Genomic DNA, 24,139 nt, shown 5'->3' on the forward strand with positions numbered 1-24,139 from the left:
GGCGCGGAGTACGACGCGCCCGCCCCCTTCTCCGTCCGCCGTCGGCTGTCGGCTGTTTCGGCTGTCCGTGCCGGCTTTCGCCGGTGCGGTGGCCGCCGAGTGCCGGCAGGGGGGTGACCCTGCCGGCCGCTGTCAGAGCTGCGTGGCGTCGCGTTCCGTGAGGCCGTGGCGCCTGGCGATGCTGTTCCACATGCCGACGGCCTCCTTCTTGGCCTGCGACGCCTTGCCGCTCTCGCGGTTGCCCGCCTGGTGCTGCGGCGTCGACCTCGCCTGGCCCTTGTGGCAGCCCTTGCGGCCGGCGACCTGGTCGGCCCAGGCGGCGTAGTGGTTGTCGGCCGCTGCCGACGCCTTCCACGCGGTGGTGAGCGACACCGAGAGTTCCTGGTGCTTCGGCAGCTTGTCGATGGTCAGTTCCTGGAGACGGGTCACCAGTTCGTTGCGCTGCTTGGCGGCGGCGCGCAGGTCGCTCGCGGCCTTCGGCAGGTTCTTGCACGTTCCGATGGCCTTGACGGCGCTGATCACCGAGGCGCGGCTGTCGTTGCTGTCGGCGAGCAGCGCGTCGAGCGACTTGGCCTGCGGTTCCGCGGGGTCGGCGGCGGCCTGCGGCGAGGCGTCGGCCCCCGTCGAACTGGGCGCGGCGATCGGCTTCTTGGGCGCGGGCTTCTCCTCGCCCCCGCTGAGCAACGCGCCCGCGCCGAGGCCGAGTACGGAACAGCCGACGACCACGGCGGCGATCAGCACGAGCGGCGAGTTGCGCTTCTTCGAGGCGGACCCGCCCGAGGACGCGGGTCCCCCGGACGCCGGCGGCCCGGCCGGGGAGTGGCCCGGCAGCGGGGAACCGTACTGCTGCTGGTGGTACGGCTGCTGCTGGTGCGGGGACCGCGCGCCGACGGGCGGCATCTGCTGCGTCGGGTCCGCCGGGGCGGCGTCCGCCCTGAAGAGGTTGTCGAACTCCGCGGGCGGCTGCCGGTCCTCCGGAGCGCCCGGGCGGATGCCGAAGGGGGCGCCGGGGGGCGCTTCGGGCGCGCCCTGAGCGTCCACGACGGGCGGGAGGTACTGGGTGGCGTCGCCGTCGCCCCCGGGGGCCGCCGGCCCCTTCGGGTGCCGGCCGAGGAACTGCGTGGACTCCGCCGGGCTCTCGGGCGGCAGCGCGCCGGGCCCGGCGGGCGGCACGTACGGGAGGTACTGGGTCGCGTCCGCGTCGGCAGCCCCGCCTCCGGCGGGCGCCTCGGGAGGCAGCGGCAACGGCTGCGCCTGGGGCTGCCCCGGCCCCTGGTGAGCGCCGTACTGCTGCTGCGGCGGCGGGAGAGGAGCGGAGGAGTGCGGCTGGGGCGCCTGGTGCTGCTGGTGCTGGGACGCCTGGTGCTGCTGCTGAGGCGGCTGGTGGTGCTGCTGGTGCTGCTGGTGCTGCTGGTGCTGCTGTGGTGCCTGGTGCTGAGGCTGGGACTGCTGAGCGCCGTACGGCTGCTGTGCCTGCTGCCCCTGCTGTCCCTGTCCCGGTTGCTGCCCGTGCGGCGAGCCGTACTGCGGCGTCTGCGGCTGCTGGGACGGGTGCGGCTGCTGTACGGGCTGCTGAGCACCGTATTGCTGTGGCTGCGGCTGCTGAGCGCCGTACTGCGGCTGCGCGCCGGGCTGCGGCAGGGGGCCCGGTCCCTGCTGCTGCGGCGGAGGCAGCGGCGCACCCGGCTGCGGGGCGCCGTACTGCTGCTGGGCTCCGTACTGCTGCTCCCCGTACTGCGGCTGCTGCTGCGGCGCGCCGTACTGCTGCTGCGGCCGGCCGGCGGCCTGCTCCGGCCCCCACGGCTGGCCCCACGGCTGTCCACCCGCCGGAGCGACCTGCTCCTCGGGCGCCCCGGGTATCCAGGGACCGCTGCCGTCTGCGGGCAGCACGACACCTTCGTGCGCGGGCGGCCGCGCGGCGGGAAGCCGCGACTCGTCACCCTGTCCGCTCTGCGTCACCGGGACTCCTACGTGTGGACGTATGTGTGGACCTACGGAACCGTCGGTTCACGCTACCGGGTGACGGCGAGCCTCTGCCACGCGCCCACGGTCCCCACACATACCGCCGGAGCCCCGGCGGGCGGCCCCGCTGAACGATGCGCCCCCTATCGGTGGTCAAGGGGCGTTTCGTACGCGTACCGCTGCTGCCTTCCTAGGCCGCCTGCATCTCCATCCGCGCACCGAATTCCCGGACGGCGGGTTCGTCGCGGTACGGCGTGAGCCGCTGCTGGAAGTCCTCCAGATACTCCGTTCCCCGGTTCGACCGCAGTGTGCCCAGCAGGCGCACCGCCTCCGAGCCCGTGTGGCAGGCCTGCTCGACCTCGCGCTGCTGGACCTGCGCCGTCGCCAGCAGGAGGAGCCCGATCGCCCGGCGGCGCGCCCGCCCCTCCGGGTGCCCGTCCAGCGCATCCTGGGCGCGCCGCGCCGCCGCCTGCCCCTGCCCCAGGTCACGATGGCAGTGCGCGAGTTCGTCGGCGAGGTACGCGTGGTCGAAGTGGGCGATCCACACGGGATCGTCACCCGCTCCCTCCTCGGCGCGCTCCAGTGCGGCCAGTGCCCTGCCCGCCACCTGGTTGCAGGCCCGGGCGTCGCCCATCAGCGCGTGCCCGCGCGCCTCCGCCGCGCAGAACATCGCCTCCGCCCGGGGCGTCACCCGCCCCCGCGCGCCCTCCTGGGCGGCCCGCGCCAACTGCGCGATCTCGCGGGGGTTCCCGAGCTGGGCGGCGAGGTGGCTCATGGAAGCGGCCAGTACGTACCCCCCGTAGCCGCGGTCGCCCGCCGCCTGGGCGAGCCGCAGCGCCTGGATGTAGTAGCGCTGGGCGAGCCCGGGCTGTCCCGTGTCGACGGCCATGTAGCCGGCCAGTTCCGTCAGGCGGGCCACGGCCGCGAAGAGGTCCCGGCCCACCGATTCGCGGTACGAGCCCGAGAGCAGTCCGGACACGACGCTGTTGAGGTAGTGCACGACGATGGGCCGCACGTGCCCGCTGCCGAAGCGGTGGTCGAGTTCCACCAGGGCGTCCGTCGTCGCCCGTACCGCCTCCACGTCCGACGGGCCGACCCGTCCGCCGCCCGCCGTCCTGGCGACCTGGCTGTCCGTTCCCGTGATCAGCCAGTCGCGGCTCGGCTCGACCAGCGCGGAGGCGGCCACCGTCGAGCCCGAAAGGAAGTCGCGCCGCCCCACGTCGCTGCGCCACAGCTCGCAGACCTGCTCGATCGCACCCGGCACGGTCGGCGAGAACTGGAGGCCGATCCCGGAGGACAGGTTCTTGCCGTTGGCCATCCCGATCTCGTCGATCGTGACCGTCCGGCCGAGTTTGCGCCCGATCGCCTCCGCGATGATGCCGGGCGCCCGGCCGCGCGGCTGCTGGCCGCGCAGCCAGCGGGCCACGGACGTCTTGTCGTACCGCAGGTCGAGGCCGTGTTCGGCGCCGCACATGTTCACACGCCGGGCGAGCCCGGCGTTGGAGCACCCGGCTTCCTGAATGAGCGCCTGCAACCGTTCGTTCGGCTGGCGGGCGACGAGAGGCCTGGCTGCCATTGACTACCCCCTGGTGCCGCAGTGGTCGGTGATGGTCCGTGAGTCGTGGTCCATTGGTCGTGGTCCGTGGATCCGTGAACTGATCACGCCGGTCCCGCTGATCACTGCCCGGCAGATATACAGAGAATGCGGAACATGCCGGACGAGACGGTATTGACGGCCTTTCGACCGCCATTCCCGCCCTTCCCCACATGTGGTTACCCGCCCGCCGCCCCGCGGCCTCGTGCGCGCCCCCGCCCATGCACCGGTGCGCCCCGCGTGCAGGATCGATGTTCCTCCGCAAGCCGACCGCACGCCCGTAACCCAAGGTGACGGCGAGAGTTGTGTTCATCGTGGAAGACACCATCGGAGTCACGGACGCCGCCCAGATCCCCAAGCAGCGCGGCGATCAACTGCTGGACAGCGCCGTGCGGTACGCGGAAGAGCGCCACTGGGACGTGTTCCCGGGCACCTGGCTGGAGGCGGACGAGGGTGTGGAGCGCTGCTCCTGCGGCGTCCCCTCCTGCGCCTCGCCCGGTGCGCACCCCGCCACCGCCGACTGGGCGTCGCAGGCGACGGGCAGCGCCACCGCGGCGCGCCGCATGTGGTCGAAACAGCCCAGGGCCTCGATCCTGCTGCCGACGGGCCGCTCCTTCGACGCCCTGGACGTTCCCGAGTCCGCCGGTTTCCTCGCGCTGGCCCGGATGGAGCGCATGGACCTGACGCTCGGCCCGGTGACCTGCACCCCGGACCGCCGGATGCTGTTCTTCGTCCTGCCGGGCGCCGGCGCCAAGGTGCCCGATCTCGTACGGAAGCTGGGCTGGACGCCGTCCGCGATCGACCTGGTCACGCGGGGCGAGGGGGACTACGTCGCCGGGCCGCCGACCCGGCTCGGCGGGATGGGTGCGGTGCAGTGGGCGCGCCGTCCCACCCCCGCGAACCGGTGGCTGCCCGACGTGGAGGAGCTGATCAGCCCGCTGGCGTACTCCTGTGGGCGGGAAGCAGCGGCGGCGCGCACACGCCGACCGTAGGGTGGCCCCGTAGCTGCACGGGGCCACGGGGAGGTTGTGCGACATGCCCGAGAACACAGCGGAACCGGACGAGGCGGGCGGAGCGCGGAACGCGCCGCCCGCCGCCGTACGTGTGGAGGGCCTGTGGAAGCGCTTCGGCGAGCAGATCGCCGTCGCGGGCATCGACCTGGAGCTGCCCTCGGGCAAGTTCGTCGGCCTCGTCGGGCCGAACGGCGCCGGCAAGACCACCACCCTGTCGATGGTCACCGGTCTGCTGCACCCCGACGCGGGCACGGTGCTGGTCGGCGGGCACGACGTGTGGCGGGACCCGGTGGCGGTCAAGGCCAGGATCGGCGTTCTGCCGGAGGGGCTGCGGCTCTTCGACCGGCTTTCGGGGCGTGAGCTCCTCGCCTACTCCGGCCGGCTGCGGGGGCTGCCCGGCGACGAGGTCGACAAGCGGGCGACGCAGCTTCTCGACGTACTGGACCTCGCGGGCGCGCAGCACAAACTGGTCGTCGACTACTCGACCGGCATGCGCAAGAAGATCGGTCTCGCGGCGGCTCTGCTGCACAACCCCGAAGTGCTCTTCCTCGACGAGCCGTTCGAGGGTGTCGATCCCGTGTCGGCGCAGACGATCCGCGGTGTGCTGGAGCGCTACACGCTGTCGGGCGCGACCGTCGTCTTCTCCAGCCATGTGATGGAACTCGTGGAGTCGCTCTGCGACTGGGTCGCGGTGATGGCCGCGGGCCGCATCCGGGCGCAGGGCACGCTCGCGGAGGTACGCGGCGCGGCGCCCTCCCTGCAGAGCGCCTTCCTGGAACTGGTCGGCGCGAACGACCGGGACACCGGGGAGAACCTGGACTGGCTGGGCGGCGGCGCCCGATGAGCGCGGACGGAACGGCCGTTCCCGGGAACGGTGGGGGACCTGCTGTTCCGGGGGACGGCGGTGAACCTGCTGTTCCCGGGAACGGCGCTCCGGACGTTCCCCGGCACGCCGCTCTGAACGCCCCCCGGAACAGCGTTCCGCACGTTCACGGGAACAGCGTTCCGCACGTTCCCGGGATCACGTCCGTGTTCGTGCGGCTCAAGCTGTCGCTGCTGCGCAACGGGTTGCGGCAGTCGTCCGGTCGCAGGACCGCGTACATCCTCTCCGGTGTGCTCGCACTGCTCTTCGCAGCGCTCCAGCTCATCGGCCTGGTCGCGCTGCGCGGGAACGAGCACGCGACCACGGTCGTGGTGCTGTTGGCGGCTCTTCTCGGGGTCGGCTGGGCGGTGATGCCGCTGTTCTTCCCGAGCGGCGACGAGACGCTCGACCCGACCCGGCTGGTCATGCTGCCGCTGCGGCCACGCCCGCTGGTGCGCGCGCTCCTGACGGCGTCCCTGGTCGGCATCGGGCCGCTGTTCACGCTCTGCCTGGCGCTGGGCTCGGTGGTCTCCGTCGCGCACGGCGCGGCGGCGGCCGCCGTCGGGGTCCTCGCCGTGGGGCTGATCCTGCTGCTGTGCGCCGCGCTCGCACGAGCCGTGGCCGCGGCCAACGTCCGGCTGCTGAGCAGCCGCAAGGGGCGCGACCTGGCCGTGCTGAGCGGTCTGGTGATCGCCGTCGGCCTCCAGGTGGTCAACTTCGGCGCCCAGCGGCTCAGCAGCGCGGGCGGCCTGGCCAGGCTCGACCCGGTCGCGGACGTACTGAGCTGGGTGCCGCCCGCGTCGGCGGTCGGCGCGGTGGCCGCGGTGAGCGAAGGGGCGTACGTCCGGTCCGCCGCCCAACTGCTGCTGTCGGTCGCGGCGCTGGCCGCGCTGCTGTGGTCCTGGGAACGCAGCCTGGTGAAGCTCATGACCTCGCCGGACGGCTCGACGCTCCGGGCTTCGGAGCCGGCCGGCAAGGGGGCGTCGCGCGGGTTCGGCGCAGGGGTCCTGCCGGACGGCCGTACGGGCACGGTGATCGAGCGCAGCCTGCGGTACGTGTGGCGTGACCCCAAGACCAAGGCCGCCTGGGTGACTTCGCTGGTGATCGGCCTCATCGTCCCGGTGTTCAACGCGCTCCAGGGGACGGGCACGATCTACTTCGCGTGCTTCGCGGCCGGAATGCTCGGCATCCAGATGTACAACCAGTTCGGCCAGGACACCTCCGCCTTCTGGATGGTGGCCATGACGATCTCCACACCGCGCGACGCGTACGAGGAACTGCGGGCGCGCGCACTGGCGCTGCTGGTGATCACCCTGCCGTATTCGGCGCTGGTCACCGTGGTCACGGCGGCGCTGGTGGGCGACTGGCAGGCCCTTCCCGAGGCGCTCGGGCTGTCGTTCGCGCTGCTCGGCGCGATGCTGGCGACGGGCGCCGTGGCGTCCGTGCGCTTCCCGTACTCGATCCCGCAGGGCAGTACGCACAAGAACGTCGCCCCGGGGCAGGCCGGTCTCGCCTGGATCTCGATCCTCGGCGGCATGATCGCGGCGGCACTGCTCTGCGCTCCGCTGATCACGACGACCATCTGGCTCCACGCGGCGGACGCGGAGGGCTGGTTGTGGCTGCTGCTGCCGCTGGGGGCGGCGTACGGCACGCTGATCGCCTGGGCGGGCGTGCGCTGGTCGGCGCCGCAGGCGGCGGCACGGCTGCCGGAGATTCTCACGGCGGTGGGCAAGGGCTGAGTCCCCGCCGAGCGTGACGCCCTGGGCGGCTGCCGTTCGTACGGCTGCCGCCCGGGGCGAAATGACCGGCGGGGCAGGGCCCAGGGACGGCTCAAAGGCGGCTCAGGGCCGGCCCAGGGGCGGGGCGATCTGTTCCTCGGCGGTTTCCTCCAGGAACGGCTCGATCGCGCTGCGCCAGCCGTCCGGTTGGTCGTAATGGACGAGATGGCCGGCGTCGACCACCTCGGCGTACTGACCGCGCGGCAGCACCCGCACCATCTCCTGGGCCTCCGCCCGGCCCAGTTCGCCGTCGAGGCCGCGCACCACCAGGGTCGGGCACCGGACCAGGGCCAGCTCCTCCCAGTGGGCCTCGTACACCCAGGTCGCGCGTGACGCGAGCATCTGGGGGCGGGAGAACAGCGGCCCCCAGCCGTCGCCCTGTTCGGTCATGACCTCGGCGAAGAACGCGCCGCGGGCCGGACTCGGGCGTTCCACCCAGGGGTCGTCCTCGCCGAACCACTTGCGCACGTCCGCGAGCGTGGCGAACGGGACGGGCCACGTCTTGAACCAGTCCTCCCACTCGCGCTGGGAGGCCGCACCGAGCGCGCCCGCCCGCATGTCGCAGATGACGACGGCCCGCACCAGGTCGGGGCGCTTGGCCGCGAGCTGCCAGGCCGTCAGGGCGCCCATGGAGTGGCCGATGAGCGTGACGGGCGCGAGGCCCAGTTGCTCGACCGCCGCCTCGGCGTCGGCGACGTACGCCTCGCGGGTGTACGCGCCGTCGGCCGGCTTGTCGCTGCGGCCGTGTCCGCGCTGGTCGAGCGCGACCGCGCGGTACCGCTCCGACAGCCAGCGCGCGGTGCCCGCCCAGTGCGAGGCGCGCCCCATCAGGCCGTGCAGCAGTAAGACCCCGGGGGCGCGGTCGGTTTCCCCGCTGCCCTTGGGAGGATCGGCGTACTCCCAGGCCGCCAGGCGTACGCCGTCGGCTCCGGTCACGTCGATGCGCCGCACCATATGTCCTGGCACCCCCTTCGTCCTCCGGGTGGTCCGTCCAATGAGTGAGTGGTCGAGTCCGGCCAGACTATCGAACCTGTATTCGAAAGTGCGGGTTCGGCGTGCAACACCCCTCGTTCGAGTGACCACGCTCAAGGGTTGACCGGCTCCGCCGAGGGGAGATCTTCAGCGGGAGGCGGGCCGCTCGGGGAAAACGGTCCGCGGGGGCCGACCCTGGGAGCTCGGGGCTCCGGGTCGGCGCAGGGGAGGACGGGCTCCGGCGTCTCAGGGCGCCGGAGCCGCCCCCCGCATCGCGAACAGGACGAATCTGCGGGTGATACCAGCGCGACGGGCGCATTCCCTGCCCCCTCCCCGACGGTCGTCGGACCGGTCGGCGATCTCACGTCATGTGCCTGGGTCACAGACTGGCACGCGATCCGCCCGGTCGCTGGGATTCCGGAGGATCGCCCGACCGGCCCCACCACCGCGGGGCCGGTCGACCGTGCCGCCAGGGCGCCGCTGTCAGCGCTTGGCGACGAAAACGTGCGAGGCCACCTCGGCGCCGAGCTCCGCCGCCTCGCCACTGCTGCCGACGAGCACCCCGCCGGGCGACTCGGTCACACTCACGACCGATCCGGGCTGCACACCCGCGCGCCGCAGCGTGTACATCAGCTGGGCGTCCGTCTGGATCGGCTCCCCGATCCGGCGTACGACGACGGTCTTGCCGTCCGGGCCGGGCGCCAGGTCGTTCAGGCTGACCATGTTGTCGTCGAGGAACGATTCCGCCTCGGCCTTCTCGCCCAGTTCCTCCAGGCCGGGGATCGGGTTCCCGTACGGAGACTCCGTCGGGTGGCGCAGCAGCTCCAGGACGCGCCGCTCCACCGCCTCGCTCATCACGTGCTCCCAGCGGCACGCCTCCGCGTGGACCTGCTCCCACTCCAGGCCGATCACGTCGACGAGCAGACACTCGGCGAGCCGGTGCTTGCGCATCACGCGGGTGGCCAGCTTGCGGCCCTCGTCGGTCAGCTCCAGGTGGCGGTCGCCCGCCACGGTCACCAGACCGTCCCGCTCCATGCGGGCGACGGTCTGACTCACCGTCGGTCCGCTCTGGTCGAGCCGCTCGGCGATACGGGCGCGCATGGGGACCACGCCTTCTTCCTCGAGCTCGAGGATGGTGCGGAGATACATCTCCGTGGTGTCGATCAGTCCGGACATACGTGCCCCTCGATTACTCGTGCGCTGGCCCTGCCCCAATTCTGACGCATAGCGCCGACAACCGTGTCGTGGCGACGGGAAGCGGTATTGACAGGGCACTGGTCCAGACCGCAACGTGATCCGCGCCACCGTCGCACGACGTTCGCACGACGACCGCTTGAAGGGGCTCCGCGCGATGAGCGAGAACAAACTGGCCGGCCAGTTCTTCGACGCCGCAATCGGCTTGCTGCACCGCGTCCGCGACGAGGAGGCCGGGAACGTGGCGGCCGCCGGAGCCGCCGTCGCCGACGCGGTGGCCTCGGGCGGGCGGCTGTTCGCCTTCGGCGCGGGCCACTCCTCGCTCGCCGCCCAGGACGTCGTCTACCGGGCCGGCGGCCTCGCCCTGATGAACCTGCTCGCCGTCCCCGGAACCGTCGGCGTGGACGTCGTACCGGCCACCCTGGGCTCCGCCCTTGAGCGCGTCGACGGGCTCGCGGCGGCCGTCCTGGACAGCAGCCCCGCCGGGCCCGGCGACGTACTGGTGATCATCTCGCTGTCGGGGCGCAACGCGCTGCCGGTGGAGATGGCGATGAACGCGCGGGCGCTCGGCCTGAAGGTCATCGGCGTGACGTCGGTGGCGTACACGCGCGAGACGAAGTCGCGCCACGCCTCGGGTACGTACCTCAAGGACCACTGCGACATCGTCCTCGACAGCAAGATCGCCGTGGGGGACGCCGAACTGACGGCCGAAGGCATCGAGGCGCCCTTCGCGCCCGCCTCGACGGTGGTCACGAGCGCGCTGATGCAGGCCGTCATGGCGAGCGCGGCGGGCGAGCTGGCGGAGCGCGGCATCGAACCGCCGCTGCTGCGCTCGGGCAACGTCGACGGCGGTCACGAGTGGAACGGCCGGGTGATGACGGAGTACCGCGACCGGATCTTCTACCGGCACTGAGTGCACGCACCGCACGGACCGTTCCCGGGAGCGCGCGCCTGTCGTTCCCGGGGAACGCGTCCTGCCGTTCCCGGGAAGGCGTCCTGTCGTTCCCGGGGAACGCGTCCTGCCGTTCCCGGGAAGGCGTCCTGTCGTTCCCGGGAACGGGTCCCGGCTGTTCCCCGGAACACGTCTCTTCCGTTCGCGGGAACTCCTTCGGCCGTTCCCCGGAACGCACGCTTGTCGTTCCCGGGAACGGGCGGAAAGCGTTCCCCGGCGGTGCGATTTCCTGTTACGGCTTGAGCGTCTGCGCCAGGTCGATCGCCGCCGCGACCCGCACGGCGATGTTCTCCGCGTACGTAGCGTCCGGGCGCTCGAACGCGGTGCGGCTCGGGCCGCGCAGGAAGGTGGCGACACCGAGCGTCCTGCCGCGGCTGCGCAGCACGGTGCACAGGGCGTGCACGGTGTCCCGCGGCCACTGGCGTCGCGCCGCCCAGTCCTGGGGGCCGCCGCTCGCCCGTACCGAGCCGAGGCGGTCCATGCACTGGAACGCCGGGTGGCCGGACGGGTACGGAACGGGGATGCCGGCTCCGCCGGTCACCGGGAGGCACGGCCCGGGGCCGCCCGACGGCGTGGCCGCCGCCCGCACCAGACGCGCCGGATGGTCCTCCTGGACCAGGTCGACGAGCGCGTGGTCGGCGAAGCCCGCGAGGGCGAAGTCGAGGTACGACAACGCGGCCTCCATCGGGTCCTCGCACTCGGCGGCCGCGCGCCCCGCACGGTGCAGCTGGTTGCCGCGGAAGCGCAGCTGCGCCGCTTCCTGCTCGGCGGTCTTCGCGTCGGTGATGTCCTGGAACAGCCAGGCGACCCCGAGCGGAACCGGTTCCTCCGCGAGCGGCGATGCCAGTCGCAGGAAGCCGCTGCGCCAGCACCGCCGGCGTTCGCCCCGGCCGCCCGGCTCCGCTTTGCGCAGCGTCACCCACAGCTCGGCGGGGGCCGGGGGCGCCCCTTCCGCCAGTACGTGCTGGAGAGCGCCCTCCAGTTCCTCCACGCCCTGGACGACGAGTTCACCCAGGGGGCGGCCGAGCAGCGTCGTGCGCCCCACGCCGAGCGCGCGGGCCGCGTGCGTGTTGACGACGGTGGGGCGCAGGTCGACGTCGACCAGGACGACGCCCCAGGAGGCGTCGTCGAAGAGCGCCTCGCTCAGCGCGATCGCCCGCTCCAGGTCGATCTGGGCGTGCACCTCGCTGAACGCGCAGTACACCCCGGCGGGCTTGCCCTCCGCCCCGGGAACGCCCGCCGACTGCGTCCGTACGAGTACGCGCCCGCCGTCCTTGCGGAGCAGGGCGAAGTCGTGCACCTGCCGGCCCGGGGCGTGCATCGCCGACATCAGCCGGCCCTGCACCTCGTCCGCGTCCTCCGGTCTCGCCGCCCATCCCGCGAGACCGGGCCGCCCGACCGCCTCGTCGGCGGTCCACCCGAGGATCCGCTCGGCCTCGCGGTTCCAGTGGGTGATCACCCCGTCCGCGTCGAAGGCGCAGAGCGCCGCGTCCATGCCGTCGAGAAGCGCGGCGAGGAGATCGTCGGACCCGGGTCCCGGCTCGTCGGGACCGTACGCGTCGGTGGTCTCGCCCATCCGGGAAGCACTCACCTGGCACCCCCTGCAGGTGTTCGCCTTTGCTGCACTGCTGAACCCGGGATCATTCAACTGGAACGTGACGCAGCACACACCTGGTTCGGAGAAAAAAATGCTCCCCCTTAATTCGGTTGTGGTGCGCGGGACGGGTTCCTAGGCTTGCAGTACACGTGAAGGGAGGTGGTTCGGAAGTGATGTCATTTCGGACTCGTGAGGTGACTGCGGGCTGACGGCCCGTCGTCGCATCCAGTGCGGGCCGGCAGGTCGCCGGCCGAAATCCCAGCAGTCACCGACCCGCGGGCTCGCCGGTAAGTCCGGCCGGCTCCTCCTCGGAGGAACCAGAGCCCGCGGGTTTCTGCGTTCGGCCGCGCATTCGCGGCCTCACGGGCAGAGGCGCTCCACGCGCCACGTGCCGCCGCCCTCGGCGACGTACCGCAGGCGGTCGTGCAGCCGGTTCGCGTGGCCCTGCCAGAACTCGACCGTCTCGGGAACGACCCGGTAGCCGCCCCAGTCCGGCGGCACCGGTACGCGTTCGGTCGGCGGGTAGCGCGTCGCGAGTTCGTCGTAGCGCGCGAGCAGCTCCTCGCGGGAGGCGATCACGGACGACTGCGCGCTCGCCCAGGCCCCGAGCTGCGATCCGTGCGGGCGCGTTCTGAAGTACGCCGCCGTCTCGTCGCGCCCGATCCGCGCGCACGTGCCGGTGACTATCACCTGGCGCGCGACCTGGTGCCACGGGAAGAGCAGCGAGACGTACGGATTGGTCTCGATCTCCGCGGCCTTGCGGGAGGCGTAGTTCGTGAAGAACACGAAGCCCTGGGGGTCGAACTTCTTCAGCAGGACCGTGCGGGAGGAAGGGCGGCCGTCCGCGTCGGCCGTGGAGAGGATCATGGCGTTCGGCTCGTGGAGGCCGCCGGTGGCCACCTCGCGGAACCAGTGGTCGAACTGGCCCATGGGCTCGGCCGCGAGCTGGGCCTCCGTGAAGGCTTCGCTGCGGTAGTGCTCGCGCATGGCGGCGGGATCGAGATCTCGGTTCGGCACGGTGCCATCCTGCCGCAGGGGTGCAGTGTGCCCGGCACCCGGTGCCATCAATCCTCCGCCGGAAAATGGGGCAGTGTGCCGGTAATCACGCTTCCCCGCATCGGCGGAACCCGCCAAAATGTGGGCGCCGGGCACTGTGACCTCCATACAGCAGGGGATATCGTGCCTGCTTCCGAAGCGGTTGGATGACCACCAGCCGCACGGGGAATCACCGGGGCGACCGATGGCACCTGGAACCTGACCGGTATTTGACCGGATCTGACCCCTGGTCATGAGCCGCCTGTCGCTAGTCGCCGCTTGTTTCGAACACATCATGAGGAGCCGCCTGATGTCCGACTTCGTACCCGGACTCGAAGGAGTCGTCGCGTTCGAAACGGAGATCGCAGAACCGGACAAGGAGGGCGGTGCGCTCCGTTACCGGGGGGTCGACATCGAAGACCTCGTCGGGCACGTGTCCTTCGGGAACGTCTGGGGTCTGCTGGTCGACGGCGCGTTCAACCCCGGGCTTCCGGCCGCCGAACCGTTTCCCATCCCCGTCCACTCCGGCGACATCCGGGTGGACGTGCAGTCCGCGCTCGCGATGCTCGCCCCCGTCTGGGGCCTGAAACCGCTGCTCGACATCGACGAGCGGACCGCGCGCGACGACCTCGCGCGGGCCGCCGTGATGGCGCTGTCGTACGTCGCCCAGTCGGCGCGCGGGCAGGGCCTGCCGATGGTTCCGCAGAAGGAGATCGACAAGGCGGAGACCGTCGTGGAGCGCTTCATGAAGCGCTGGCGCGGCGAGCCCGACCCCAAGCACGTCAAGGCCGTCGACGCCTACTGGACGTCGGCCGCCGAGCACGGCATGAACGCCTCCACGTTCACGGCCCGCGTGATCGCGTCGACCGGCGCGGACGTGGCCGCCGCCCTTTCAGGCGCGGTCGGCGCGATGTCCGGACCGCTCCACGGCGGCGCGCCCTCGCGTGTCCTCGGCATGATCGAGGAGATCGAGCGCACCGGGGACGCGACGGCGTACGTGAAGCAGGCTCTGGACAAGGGCGAGCGCCTCATGGGCTTCGGGCACCGCGTGTACCGCGCCGAGGACCCGCGTGCGCGCGTTCTGCGGCGTACGGCCAAGGAGCTCGCCGCGCCGCGCTTCGAGGTCGCCGAGGCGCTGGAGAAGGCCGCCCTCGAGGAGCTGCACGCCCGCCGGCCCGACCGGGTGCTCGCGACGAACGTCGAGTTCTGGGCGGCGATCGTGCTGGACTTCGCGGAGGTCCCGGCGCACATGTTCACTTCGATGTTTACGTGCGCCCGTACGGCCGGCTGGTCGGCGCACATCCTGGAGCAGAAGCGCACGGGACGCCTGGTGCGTCCCTCCGCGCGGTACGTCGGTCCTCCCTCGCGCAACCCGCACGAGGTCACGGGCTTCGACGACATCGCGCGCTGACACCGCGGCACGTCGGCTGCCCGGACGCGGGAACGGGTGCGCGCGGGCGTGAGGACCGCTGTGAGAGCCGGGGGTGAGGGGCCGGGCGCGCCGGCCCCTCATTACGGCGTACGGCCGGGCGCGCCGGGCCCCGGTCCGGTGTGTGTCCGGCCGAGCGCGCCGTCGAGCAGCGCCGCCCACTGCGTCACCACGCGCTCGCGCCGCGCCGCGTCGTCGGTGAGGAGATTGGCGAGACCCAGGCCGCGCGCCATGTCGAGCAGCCCCTGGACGGTCTCGCGTACGCCCGGCACCGATTCGTCGGCGTCCAGGAGGTCCACGGCGATGCGGTGGGTCTCGCGGCCGACGCGCGACTCCAGCTCGGTGACCCGGGCGCCCAGCTGGTCCTCGTTGGAAGCGGCGACCCACAGGTGCAGGGCGGCCCGGAAGAGCGGTCCCGTGTAGAGGTCGACGAGCGCGCCGACGACCGCGGCGCGGTCGGTGGCGCCGTCGGGGAACAGCGCGCGCAGCGCCGTGGAACGCTCCTCGGCGACGTACTCGACGGCCGCCGTGAAGAGGTCCTCCCGGGTCGGGAAGTGGTGCTGGGCCGCGCCCCGTGAGACGCCGGCCCGTTCCGCCACGACGGACACCGTGGAACCCGCCCATCCGCGCTCGGCCAGGCAGGACACGGCGGCTTCCAGCAGGCGCTGCCTGGTGGCCCTGGAGCGGTCCTGCTTGGGGGCCTTGCCGGTGACCGGCGCGTGTCCCGGCGTGCGGCCCGTGGCCGGGTCCGTGCCCGGCGTGCGGGCAGCGTCCGTGGCCCGGCCCGGTGTCGGGGTCACAGCGCCCATGCGGGGTCCCGTCGTTCGAGGAATGCCGTCACGCCCTCGGCCGCCTCCCGTGAGGCGAACAGGCGCGCGGACCGCTCGACGAGCGTGTCCGCGTCCCGGTCGAAGGCTGCCAGCACTGTAGCCGTGACCAGGCGCTTGGACTCCGCCAGCCCCTGTGGGGAGGCCCTGCGCAGCCCGTCGAGCACGGGTGCGAGCGCCGCGTCCACGTCGTCCCCGGACGCCACGGTGATCAGTCCCGTACGGGCCGCCTCGGCCGCGTCGAACCGCTCCCCGGTCAGGTAGTAGCGGGCGGCGGCGCGCGGGTCCAGGCGGGGCAGCAGCGGCATCGAGACGACGGCGGGCGCGAGCCCCAGCCGGGACTCGGTGAAGGCGAAGCTCGCCCCGGGACCCGCGGCGGAGATGTCGCACGCCCCGAGCAGTCCGAGGCCGCCGGCCCGTACGTGTCCCTCCACCCGTGCCACGACCGGCTTGGGCAGGGCGACGATCCTCCGCAGGAGGGCCACGAAGGCCGCCGGGTCGGGCGGGGACGTGAGGTCGGCGCCCGCGCAGAACGTGTTCCCCGTGTGGGCGAGCTGCACGGCCCGTACGGCGGGGTCCCGCGCGCACGCGGACAGTGCGTCGCCCAGCTCGCCGACGAGCCGCGCGGACAGCGCGTTGCGGTTCGCCGGCGAGTCGAGGGTCAGCGTGGTGATCCCGCGTTCGTGCGCGGTCGTTACCAGGGTCATGCGCCCTCCGTTTCGCGGGGCTCGCGCGCTGCGTACCGGTCCCGCAGTTCGCGCCTGAGGATCTTCCCGGACGCCGCCCTGGGGACGCTTCCGACGAACGCCACACGACGGACCTTCTTGTACGGTGCGACGCGCTCGGCGACGTACGTCCGCACGTCCTCCTCGGTCAGGCCGGCGGACGGCTGGGGGACGACGTACGCCATGGGCACCTCGTTGCCGTCCGCGTCGAGGACGCCGATCACGGCCGCGTCCGCGATCGCCTCGTGGGTGAGCAGCAGCGCCTCCAGTTCGGCCGGTGCGACCTGGAAGCCCTTGTACTTGATGAGTTCCTTGACGCGGTCGACGACGAACAGCCAGCCCTCCGCGTCGACCCTTCCGACGTCGCCGGTGTGCAGCCAGTCGTCGGCGTCGATCATCGCGGCGGTGGCGTCGGGGCGGCCGAGGTAGCCCTTCATCACCTGGGGGCCGCGGACGGCGATCTCGCCCTCCTCGCCGACGGCCACGTCCGTGCCGGGGTCGTCGAGGGAGAGGATGCGCATCTCCGTTCCCGGGAGCAGCTTGCCGACCGTTCCCGGGGGCGGGTTCGAGGCGTTCCGGGGAACGACGTGCGTGCCGGGCGACAGTTCCGTCATGCCGTACGCCTGGAGGACGGGCGGCAGCCCCAGACGGCTTGAGCACGCCTGGGCGAGTGCGGCGTCGAGCGGGGCGGCGGCGCTGACGATGTACTCCAGGCCGGACAGGTCGTACTTCGCCACGGCGGGGTGCTTGGCCAGGGCCAGGACGATCGGCGGAGCGACGTACAGGCCGTTGATGCGGTGCTTCTCGACCGCGCCGAGGAACTGGTCGAGTTCGAAGCGCGGAAGTACGACGACCGTCGCACCATTGCGCAGCGGGGCGTTCATGAGAGCGGTGAGCCCGTAGATGTGGAAGAAGGGCAGCACGGCGAGGATGCGGTCACCGGGGCCCATGGGGATGAACGGATCGAGCTGCGCCAGGTTGGTGGCGATGCTGCGGTGCGTCAGCATCACGCCCTTCGGGACACCCGTGGTGCCCGACGAGTACGGGAGCACCGCCACGTCCTCGGCCGGGTCGATGGTGAGGCGCGGCTCGGGTGCCGTCGAGGCGAGCATGTCGAGGACGGACCGGTGCCCCTCCGCGCTGTCGCAGACGAAGATCTCCTCGATGCCGCCGACGAGTTCGGCGGCTCTGCGCGCGACGCCGAGGAGCGGTGAGACGGTGACGATCCAGCGGGCGGAGGAGTCGGCGAGCTGTTTGGTGAACTCCTCCGCCGTGGACAGCGGGTGGATGGTCGTGACGGACGCCCCGGCGCGCGTCGCGGCGTAGAAGACCACGGGGTACGCGATGGTGTTGGGGCTGTGCAGGGCCAGCACGTCGCCCTGCCGTACTCCCGCCTCCGCCAGCGCGGCGGCGATCCGCCGGTGGAAGACGTCCAGTTGGCCGTACGTGATGGTGTCGCCGTTCGTTCCGTCGATCAGGGCGGGCGTTTCGCCGTACTCGGCGGCCCTGCCCAGCACCGCCTCGTGGATGGGCAGCTCGACGGGCTCTACGGACGCGTACTCGCTCTGGAACGCCATGACGGTCCCCTCCGCGGTATGGGTGGTGGCCAGAATCGCGCCTACTAGTACGACTTGGGGAGACCCAGGGACTGATGGGAGACGAAGTTCAGGATCATCTCCCTGCTGACGGGTGCGATACGGGCCACCCGTGCGGCGGTGATGAGCGAGGCGAGGCCGTACTCGCGGGTGAGGCCGTTGCCGCCCAGGGTGTGGACGGCCTGGTCGACGGCCTTCACGCACGCCTCGGCTGCGGCGTACTTCGCCATGTTGGCCGCCTCGCCCGCGCCGAGGTCGTCGCCGTCGTCGTAGAGGCGGGCCGCCTTCTGCATCATCAGGCGGGCCAGTTCGAGTTCGATGTGGGCCTGCGCGAGGGGGTGGGCGATGGCCTGGTGGGCACCGATCGGGTCCTTCCAGACGGTGCGCTCCTTCGCGTACTCGACGGCCCTGCCCACGGCGTGGCGGCCCATGCCGACGGCGAAGGCGGCGGTCATGACGCGCTCCGGGTTGAGTCCGGCGAAGAGCTGGAGGAGGCCGGCGTCCTCGTCTCCGACGAGCGCCTCAGCGGGCAGGCGCACGTCGTCGAGGACCAGCTCGAACTGCTTCTCCGGGGCCTGGAGTTCCATGTCGATCTGCGAGCGGTGGAAGCCCGGGGTGTCGCGGGGGACGATGAACAGGCACGGCTTGAGACGGCCCGTCCGCGCGTCCTCCGTGCGGCCGACGACGAGGGTCGCGTCCGCGATGTCGACGCCGGAGATGAAGACCTTGCGGCCGGTGAGGAGCCAGTCCCCGCCGTCGCGGCGGGCCGTGGTGGTGATCCGGTGGGAGTTCGACCCGGCGTCGGGCTCGGTGATGCCGAAGGCCATGGTGAGGCTTCCGTCGGCGAGGCCGGGCAGCCAGGCCGCCTTCTGTGCGTCCGTGCCGAAGCGGGCTATGACGGTGCCGCAGATGGCGGGCGAGACGACCATCATGAGGAGCGGGCAGCCGGCCGCCCCGAGCTCCTCCAGGACGATGGACAGTTCGGCGATCCCGCCGCCCCCTCCGCCGTACTCCTCGGGCAGGTTCACACCGAGGTAGCCGAGTTTGGCGGCCTCTGCCCAGAGCGTGTCGGGGTGCCGTCCCTCGCGGACGACGGCGGTCATGTAGTCGCGTCCGTAGCGCTTCCCGAGAGCGGCAACGGCGGAGCGGAGTGCGGCGTGTTCCTCGGTCTCTAGGACGGCGTTGCTCATGACTGCTGTTCCTCCTGGGACTCTTCGCCAGACTCTTCGGCCTGTACGACGGCGAGCAGGGCGCCGACCTCGACCTGGCGGCCGGGGGCGGCGTGGAGCGCGGTGAGCGTGCCGGAGGCGGGGGCGCGGACCTGGTGCTCCATCTTCATGGCCTCCAGCCAGAGCAGGGGCTGCCCGGCCGTGACGCGCGCGGCCTCCGTGAGCCCTTCGGCGACGCGGACGACGGTTCCGGGCATGGGCGCGAGCAGTGACCCCGGTTCGGCGCGGACCGTGGGGTCGGGGAACCGGGGCAGGGCGGTGAAGGTGTGCGACCCGCCGGTGGAGGCGTCGACGTACACCCGTCCCGCCGGGTACGTCCGCACGTCGAAGCGCGTGAGCACGCCGTTGGTTTCGAGCGACACGTGATCGCTCCGTACGGCGTGCACGTGAACGCCGTCGAAGCCTTCCGCGGTGCAGCCGTCACGGGTGTGCCGGTAGCGGACCTCGTGCTCGGTGCCGGCGGGCTCCGCGCGGTAGCTCTTCGCCTGCGCCTGGGACGGCACGTTCCGCCAGCCGCCCAGGCGTGCCCCTGCCGTCCCCGCGGCCCGCCGGGCGGCGGCGTCGGCCAGGGCGGCGGCGAGCGCGGCGAGCGCGGTGTCCGACGCGTCCACGGACGGCGTGGTGAGGGCGCCCAGGTTCCGGTCGTAGAACCCGGTGTCGAGCCGCCCGGCGGTGAAGTCGGGGTGCCGCAGGGAACGCACGAGCAGCTCCCTGTTGGTCACGGGGCCGTGGACGCGGGCCCGCTCCAGGGCGCGGGCGAGTTTGCGCACGGCCTCGGCGCGGGTGGGGGCGTGGGCGATCACCTTGGCCAGCATCGGGTCGTAGTGCACCCCCACGACGTCCCCGCCCTCGTACCCGGTGTCGAGCCGCAGCCCGGGCGCGTCGGGGACGCTCAGGGCGTGCAGGGGGCCCGTCTGGGGCTGCCAGTCGCGGGCGGGGTCCTCCGCGTACAGGCGGGCCTCCACGGCGTGGCCCGAGGGGGCGGGCGGTTGGGCGGGAAGGGCCTCCCCTTCGGCGACGCGCACCTGGAGGGCCACGAGGTCGAGGCCGAACACCGCCTCCGTCACGGGGTGCTCGACCTGGAGGCGCGTGTTCATCTCCAGGAAGTACGGGCGGCCCTCGGCCGAGACGAGGAACTCGACCGTTCCCGCGCCCCGGTAGTCGACCGCCCTCGCCGCCGCCACCGCCGCGTCGTGCAGCGTGGTCCGCAGGGCGTCGTCGAGGCCGGGCGCGGGGGCCTCCTCGACCACCTTCTGGTGCCGTCGCTGGAGCGAGCAGTCGCGGGTTCCGAGCGCCCACACCGTGCCGTGCGCGTCGGCCATCACCTGGACCTCGACGTGACGGCCGTGTTCGACGTACGGCTCCGCGAACACCTCGCCGTCCCCGAACGCCGCGCGCGCCTCCGCGGTGGCCGCCGTGAGCTCTCCCGGGAGCGCCGCCAGGTCGCGTACGACGCGCATGCCGCGGCCGCCGCCGCCGGCCGCGGCCTTGAGGAGGAGTGGCAGGTCCTCGTCGGTGGCCTTCTCGGGCGGCACGGGGGCCAGCAGGGGCACTCCGGAGGCCGCCATGAGTTCCTTGGCGCGCGTCTTGGAGGCCATGGCGTCGATCGCGCCGGGCGGCGGCCCGATCCACACCAGTCCGGCGTCCAGGACGGCGCGGGCGAACTCCGCGTTCTCGGACAGGAACCCGTACCCGGGATGCACCGCGTCCGCCCCGGCCGCCAGGGCGGCCTTCACGACGAGATCGCCGCGCAGGTAGGTGTCGGCCGGAGCCGTTCCCTCCAGGCGTACGGCGGCGTCCGCGGAACGGACGTGGAGCGCTCCCGCGTCCGCGTCGGAGTACACGGCGACCGTGGTGATGCCCAGGTGCGCGCACGTGCGGAAGATCCGGCAGGCGATCTCGCCGCGGTTCGCCACGAGGACCGAGGAAATCGTCGAACTCATGGGAAGGCCCCTCACATCCGGAAGACGCCGAAGCCGCCGCGCGCGCCCTCGACCGGTGCCGTGTGGATCGCGGACAGGCAGAGCCCCAGCACGGTCCTGGTGTCGCGCGGGTCGATGACCCCGTCGTCGTACAGGCGTCCCGACAGGAACATCGGCAGGGACTCCGACTCGATCTGCTGCTCCACCATGGCGCGCAGCCCCGCGTCGGCCTCGTCGTCGTACGGCCGGCCCTTCGCGGCGGCCGACGCCCGGGCGACGATCGACAGGACGCCGGCGAGCTGCTGGGGGCCCATGACGGCGGACTTGGAGCTCGGCCAGGCGAAGAGGAAACGCGGGTCGTAGGCGCGCCCGCACATGCCGTAGTGACCGGCTCCGTAGGACGCGCCCATGAGGACGGACAGGTGCGGGACCCTGGAGTTGGACACCGCGTTGATCATCATCGCGCCGTGCTTGATGATGCCGCCCTGCTCGTACTCCTTGCCGACCATGTAACCGGTGGTGTTGTGGAGGAACAGCAGGGGCGTGTCGCGCTGGTTCGCCAGCTGGATGAACTGGGCGGCCTTCTGCGACTCGGCGCTGAACAGCACGCCCTGCGCGTTGGCGAGGATGCCCACGGGGTGGCCGTGGAGGCGCGCCCACCCGGTGACCAGGCTGGTGCCGTAGAGCGGCTTGAACTCGTCGAAGTCGGAGGCGTCGACGATCCGGGCGACGACCTCGCGCGGGTCGAAGGGCACCTTGAGGTCGCCGGGGACGATACCGGCGAGCTCCTCCTCGTCGTACTTCGGCGGCTCGGCCGGCGGCGGATCGGCGTGCGCCTTGCGCCAGTTGAGACGGGCGACGATACGGCGGGCCTGGCGCAGGGCGTCGTACTCGTCGACCGCGAAGTGGTCGGCGAGGCCGGAGGTACGGGCGTGCATCTCGGCGCCGCCGAGGGACTCGTCGTCCGACTCCTCACCGGTGGCCATCTTGACCAGCGGCGGCCCGCCGAGGAAGACCTTCGAACGCTCTTTGATCATGACGGTGTGGTCGGACATCCCCGGGATGTAGGCCCCGCCGGCCGTGGAGTTGCCGAAGACGACCGCGACGGTCGGGATTCCGGCGGCGGAGAGGCGGGTGATGTCACGGAAGAGAGCGCCGCCCGGGATGAAGATCTCCTTCTGGGACGGCAGGTCCGCGCCGCCGGACTCGACGAGGCTGATGCACGGGAGGCGGTTCGCGTACGCGATCTCGTTCGCGCGCAGGGCCTTCTTGAGGGTCCACGGGTTGGACGCGCCGCCCCGGACGGTGGGGTCCGTCGCGGTGATCAGGCACTCGACGCCCTCGACGACGCCGATGCCGGTGACCATGGACGCGCCCACGGCGTAGTCGCTGCCCCACGCGGCCAGCGGCGACAGTTCGAGGAACGGGGTGTCCGGGTCGAGCAGCAGCTCCACGCGCTCGCGCGGGAGCAGTTTCCCGCGAGCGCGGTGGCGGGCGACGTACTTCTCGCCGCCTCCGGCGAGCGCCTTGGCGTGCTCGGCGTCCAGTTCGGCCAGTTTGGCGAGCATGGCCGCGCGGTTGGCGGCGTACTCCGGGCTTCGCGGGTCGAGGGCCGTGGGGAGCACGGTCACGGCGTCACCGCCGGGCGGAGAGCCGGTCGGAGAGCCGGTCGGCGAAGAGCTGCGAGGGTCACAGGAGTACCTCCGGTATGTCGATGTGGCGGCTGCGCAGCCATTCGCCCAGCGCCTTCGCCTGCGGGTCGAAGCGGGCCTGGGAGGCGACGCCCTCGCCGAGGAGCCCCTCGATCACGAAGTTGACCGCCCGCAGGTTCGGCAGGACGTGCCGCGTCACGGGAAGGGCGGCCGTCTCGGGCAGCAGTGCGCGCAGCCGCTCCACTGTCAGCGCGTGCACCAGCCACCCGTACGCCTCTTCGGTGCGCACCCACACGCCGACGTTCGCGTCCCCGCCCTTGTCCCCGCTGCGGGCCCCCGCGACCGCGCCCAGCGGGACCCTGCGGGTCGGTCCTTCCGGTACGGGCGGCGGGGCGGGTGGTGCGACGACCGGCTCCAAGGGGCGCGTCTTCGCGGGATGCGGCACCCGTACCCGCTCACCGTCCGGGAGCACCGCGATGTGCTCGACCCGGGACGCGTCCACGTGGACCGCCTCGAAGACGCCGTACGGCGCTCCCTTTCCCGGCGGTGCCGTCACGTGGAATCCCGGGTAGCTGCCGAGGGCAAGCTCGACGGCCGCTCCGCTGATCACGCGGCCGACGTTCGCCGGGTCCGGGTCCCGTACGGCGAGCCGCAGCAGGGCGCTCGCGCGTTCCTGGGTGTCGGCGTCGGGGCGGTCGGTGCGCACCAGCTCCCAGCGGACCTCCGCCGGACGGCTCTCGGCCGCCGACAGCGCGTCCTCCACCTGGGCGCGGACCAGTTCGGCCTTCTCCTCGACGGCGAGGCCGGTCAGGACGAACACGACCTCGTTGCGCCACCCGCCGATCCGGGTCACGCCGGCCTTGAGGGTGGGCGGCGGGGCCTCTCCGCGTACGCCCGAGATCCGGACCCGGTCGGGGCCGTCCGGCGTCAGCCGTACGGTGTCGAGCCGCGCCGTGACGTCGGGGCCGGCGTACCGGGGGGCGCCCGTCTCGTACAGGAGCTGCGCGGTGACCGTTCCCGTGTCGACGCGACCGCCCGTTCCCGGGTGCTTCGTGACGACGGCGGCTCCGTCGGCGTGGATCTCCGCAAGGGGGAAGCCGAAGCGCCTTTCCGAGCGCCCTTCCGGGCTGCCTTCCGAGTGTCCTTCCGAGCGGCCTTCCGGGCGCTTCTTCGGCTGTTCCCGGGAACGGCCGGAGAAGCCGCCGAAGAACGCGTAGTTGCCGCCCGTAGCCTGCGTGCCGCACTCCAGCACATGTCCGGCCACCACCGCTCCCGCGAGGCGGTCGTACTCCTCGGGCCCCCACCCGAACCACCAGGCGGCCGGTCCCGTGACCAGTGCCGCGTCCGTGACGCGTCCGGTCACCACCACGTCGGCGCCCGCCCGCAGGCACTGGGCGATGCCTGCGCCGCCCAGGTAGGCGTTGGCCGTCAGCGCCCCTTCGGGCAGCGGCAGGCTGTCGCCCTCCACATGGGCGACGCGCACGGGAACGCCGATCCGGCCGGCGAGTTCCCGTACGGCGCCGGCGAGCGCTCCCGGGTTCAGCCCGCCGGCGTTGGCCACGATCCGCACCCCGCGCTCGTGCGCGAGGGCCAGATTCCCTTCGAGCTGCCGCAGGAAGGTCTTGGCGTACCCGAGGCGGGCGTCCTTCAGCCGGTCGCGCCCGAGGATGAGCATGGTCAGTTCGGCGAGGTAGTCCCCGGTGAGCACGTCGAGTTCGCCGCCGGTGAGCATCTCCCCCATGGCGTCGAAGCGGTCGCCGTAGAAGCCCGAGGCGTTGCCGATCCGCAGCGGACGGCGGCC

General features: G+C 72.6%; 19 protein-coding genes. 6 read left to right on the plus strand and 13 right to left on the minus strand.

Going from position 1 to position 24,139, the window contains the following annotated elements; translation table 11 throughout:
• Window positions 1-132 precede the first annotated feature (132 nt).
• A complete protein-coding gene (locus ACWGH0_RS07145; RefSeq protein WP_453403145.1) occupies window positions 133-1,245 on the minus strand; it encodes a hypothetical protein in 1,113 nt (370 codons plus the stop codon).
• A 75-nt stretch (window positions 1,246-1,320) separates the two neighbouring features.
• Here ACWGH0_RS07145 and ACWGH0_RS07150 point away from each other — a divergent pair, with 75 nt between their 5' ends.
• The gene (locus ACWGH0_RS07150) at window positions 1,321-2,220 is read left to right on the plus strand and encodes a hypothetical protein (protein WP_453403146.1); all 900 of its coding nucleotides are present in this window, start codon (window positions 1,321-1,323) and stop codon (window positions 2,218-2,220) included.
• On the opposite strand, the gene ACWGH0_RS07155 is transcribed toward ACWGH0_RS07150, so the two are convergent.
• The gene (locus ACWGH0_RS07155) at window positions 2,153-3,538 is read right to left on the minus strand and encodes a transcriptional regulator (RefSeq protein ID WP_453403147.1); all 1,386 of its coding nucleotides are present in this window, start codon (window positions 3,536-3,538) and stop codon (window positions 2,153-2,155) included. The two genes, ACWGH0_RS07150 and ACWGH0_RS07155, sit on opposite strands and share 68 nt — an antisense overlap.
• A 323-nt stretch (window positions 3,539-3,861) precedes the next feature.
• Here ACWGH0_RS07155 and ACWGH0_RS07160 point away from each other — a divergent pair, with 323 nt between their 5' ends.
• The 3 genes from ACWGH0_RS07160 (at window position 3,862) to ACWGH0_RS07170 (ending at window position 7,170) form a co-directional block, all read left to right on the plus strand.
• Complete coding sequence (locus tag ACWGH0_RS07160; protein WP_453403148.1) at window positions 3,862-4,548, plus strand: bifunctional DNA primase/polymerase; 687 nt, start codon at window positions 3,862-3,864, stop codon at window positions 4,546-4,548.
• Between the two features lie 43 nt (window positions 4,549-4,591).
• Entirely contained in the window at window positions 4,592-5,413 is an 822-nt protein-coding gene (locus tag ACWGH0_RS07165; protein WP_453403149.1) for an ABC transporter ATP-binding protein, read from the plus strand.
• Between the two features lie 113 nt (window positions 5,414-5,526).
• A complete protein-coding gene (locus ACWGH0_RS07170) occupies window positions 5,527-7,170 on the plus strand; it encodes a transporter (protein ID WP_453403254.1) in 1,644 nt (547 codons plus the stop codon).
• 102 nt (window positions 7,171-7,272) lie between these two features.
• Here the strand turns inward: ACWGH0_RS07170 and ACWGH0_RS07175 are convergent, their stop codons facing one another.
• The gene (locus ACWGH0_RS07175) at window positions 7,273-8,163 is read right to left on the minus strand and encodes an alpha/beta fold hydrolase (RefSeq protein ID WP_453403255.1); all 891 of its coding nucleotides are present in this window, start codon (window positions 8,161-8,163) and stop codon (window positions 7,273-7,275) included.
• A gap of 501 nt (window positions 8,164-8,664) precedes the next feature.
• Window positions 8,665-9,357 (minus strand): metal-dependent transcriptional regulator, encoded by a 693-nt coding sequence (locus ACWGH0_RS07180; RefSeq protein WP_453403150.1) that lies wholly within the window; start codon window positions 9,355-9,357, stop codon window positions 8,665-8,667.
• 175 nt (window positions 9,358-9,532) lie between these two features.
• Here ACWGH0_RS07180 and ACWGH0_RS07185 point away from each other — a divergent pair, with 175 nt between their 5' ends.
• Window positions 9,533-10,288 (plus strand): SIS domain-containing protein, encoded by a 756-nt coding sequence (locus tag ACWGH0_RS07185; protein ID WP_453403151.1) that lies wholly within the window; start codon window positions 9,533-9,535, stop codon window positions 10,286-10,288.
• Window positions 10,289-10,559: 271 nt separating this feature from the next.
• Here ACWGH0_RS07185 and ACWGH0_RS07190 read toward each other — a convergent pair whose 3' ends face one another.
• Complete coding sequence (locus ACWGH0_RS07190; protein WP_453403152.1) at window positions 10,560-11,918, minus strand: PAS domain S-box protein; 1,359 nt, start codon at window positions 11,916-11,918, stop codon at window positions 10,560-10,562.
• Window positions 11,919-12,284: 366 nt separating this feature from the next.
• Complete coding sequence (pdxH, locus tag ACWGH0_RS07195) at window positions 12,285-12,911, minus strand: pyridoxamine 5'-phosphate oxidase (protein ID WP_453403256.1); 627 nt, start codon at window positions 12,909-12,911, stop codon at window positions 12,285-12,287.
• Window positions 12,912-13,269: 358 nt separating this feature from the next.
• On the opposite strand from pdxH, the gene ACWGH0_RS07200 reads away from it, so the two are divergent.
• Window positions 13,270-14,370, plus strand: coding sequence for a citrate synthase 2 (locus ACWGH0_RS07200; protein ID WP_453403153.1), 1,101 nt, complete (start codon window positions 13,270-13,272; stop codon window positions 14,368-14,370).
• Between the two features lie 101 nt (window positions 14,371-14,471).
• On the opposite strand, the gene ACWGH0_RS07205 is transcribed toward ACWGH0_RS07200, so the two are convergent.
• From ACWGH0_RS07205 to ACWGH0_RS07235, 7 genes are read right to left on the minus strand one after another with little or no spacing between them, the layout of a single operon-like run.
• The gene (locus ACWGH0_RS07205; protein ID WP_453403154.1) at window positions 14,472-15,197 is read right to left on the minus strand and encodes a TetR/AcrR family transcriptional regulator; all 726 of its coding nucleotides are present in this window, start codon (window positions 15,195-15,197) and stop codon (window positions 14,472-14,474) included.
• Window positions 15,185-15,922, minus strand: coding sequence for an enoyl-CoA hydratase family protein (locus ACWGH0_RS07210; protein ID WP_453403155.1), 738 nt, complete (start codon window positions 15,920-15,922; stop codon window positions 15,185-15,187). The genes ACWGH0_RS07205 and ACWGH0_RS07210 overlap by 13 nt, the downstream gene beginning before the upstream one ends.
• Entirely contained in the window at window positions 15,919-17,517 is a 1,599-nt protein-coding gene (locus ACWGH0_RS07215) for a 4-coumarate--CoA ligase family protein (protein WP_453403156.1), read from the minus strand. The genes ACWGH0_RS07210 and ACWGH0_RS07215 overlap by 4 nt, the downstream gene beginning before the upstream one ends.
• Window positions 17,518-17,561: 44 nt before the next feature.
• A complete protein-coding gene (locus ACWGH0_RS07220) occupies window positions 17,562-18,725 on the minus strand; it encodes an acyl-CoA dehydrogenase family protein (RefSeq protein WP_453403157.1) in 1,164 nt (387 codons plus the stop codon).
• The gene (locus tag ACWGH0_RS07225; RefSeq protein WP_453403158.1) at window positions 18,722-20,707 is read right to left on the minus strand and encodes an acetyl/propionyl/methylcrotonyl-CoA carboxylase subunit alpha; all 1,986 of its coding nucleotides are present in this window, start codon (window positions 20,705-20,707) and stop codon (window positions 18,722-18,724) included. Before ACWGH0_RS07225 ends, ACWGH0_RS07220 begins: the two co-directional genes overlap by 4 nt.
• 11 nt (window positions 20,708-20,718) lie before the next feature.
• Window positions 20,719-22,317 (minus strand): acyl-CoA carboxylase subunit beta, encoded by a 1,599-nt coding sequence (locus ACWGH0_RS07230; RefSeq protein ID WP_453403159.1) that lies wholly within the window; start codon window positions 22,315-22,317, stop codon window positions 20,719-20,721.
• A 58-nt stretch (window positions 22,318-22,375) separates the two neighbouring features.
• Window positions 22,376-24,079, minus strand: a complete 1,704-nt coding sequence (locus ACWGH0_RS07235) for an acyclic terpene utilization AtuA family protein (protein ID WP_453403257.1) — start codon at window positions 24,077-24,079, stop codon at window positions 22,376-22,378.
• Window positions 24,080-24,139: the final 60 nt, after the last annotated feature.

The sequence above is a fragment of the Streptomyces sp. NPDC054887 genome, from assembly GCF_053610585.1.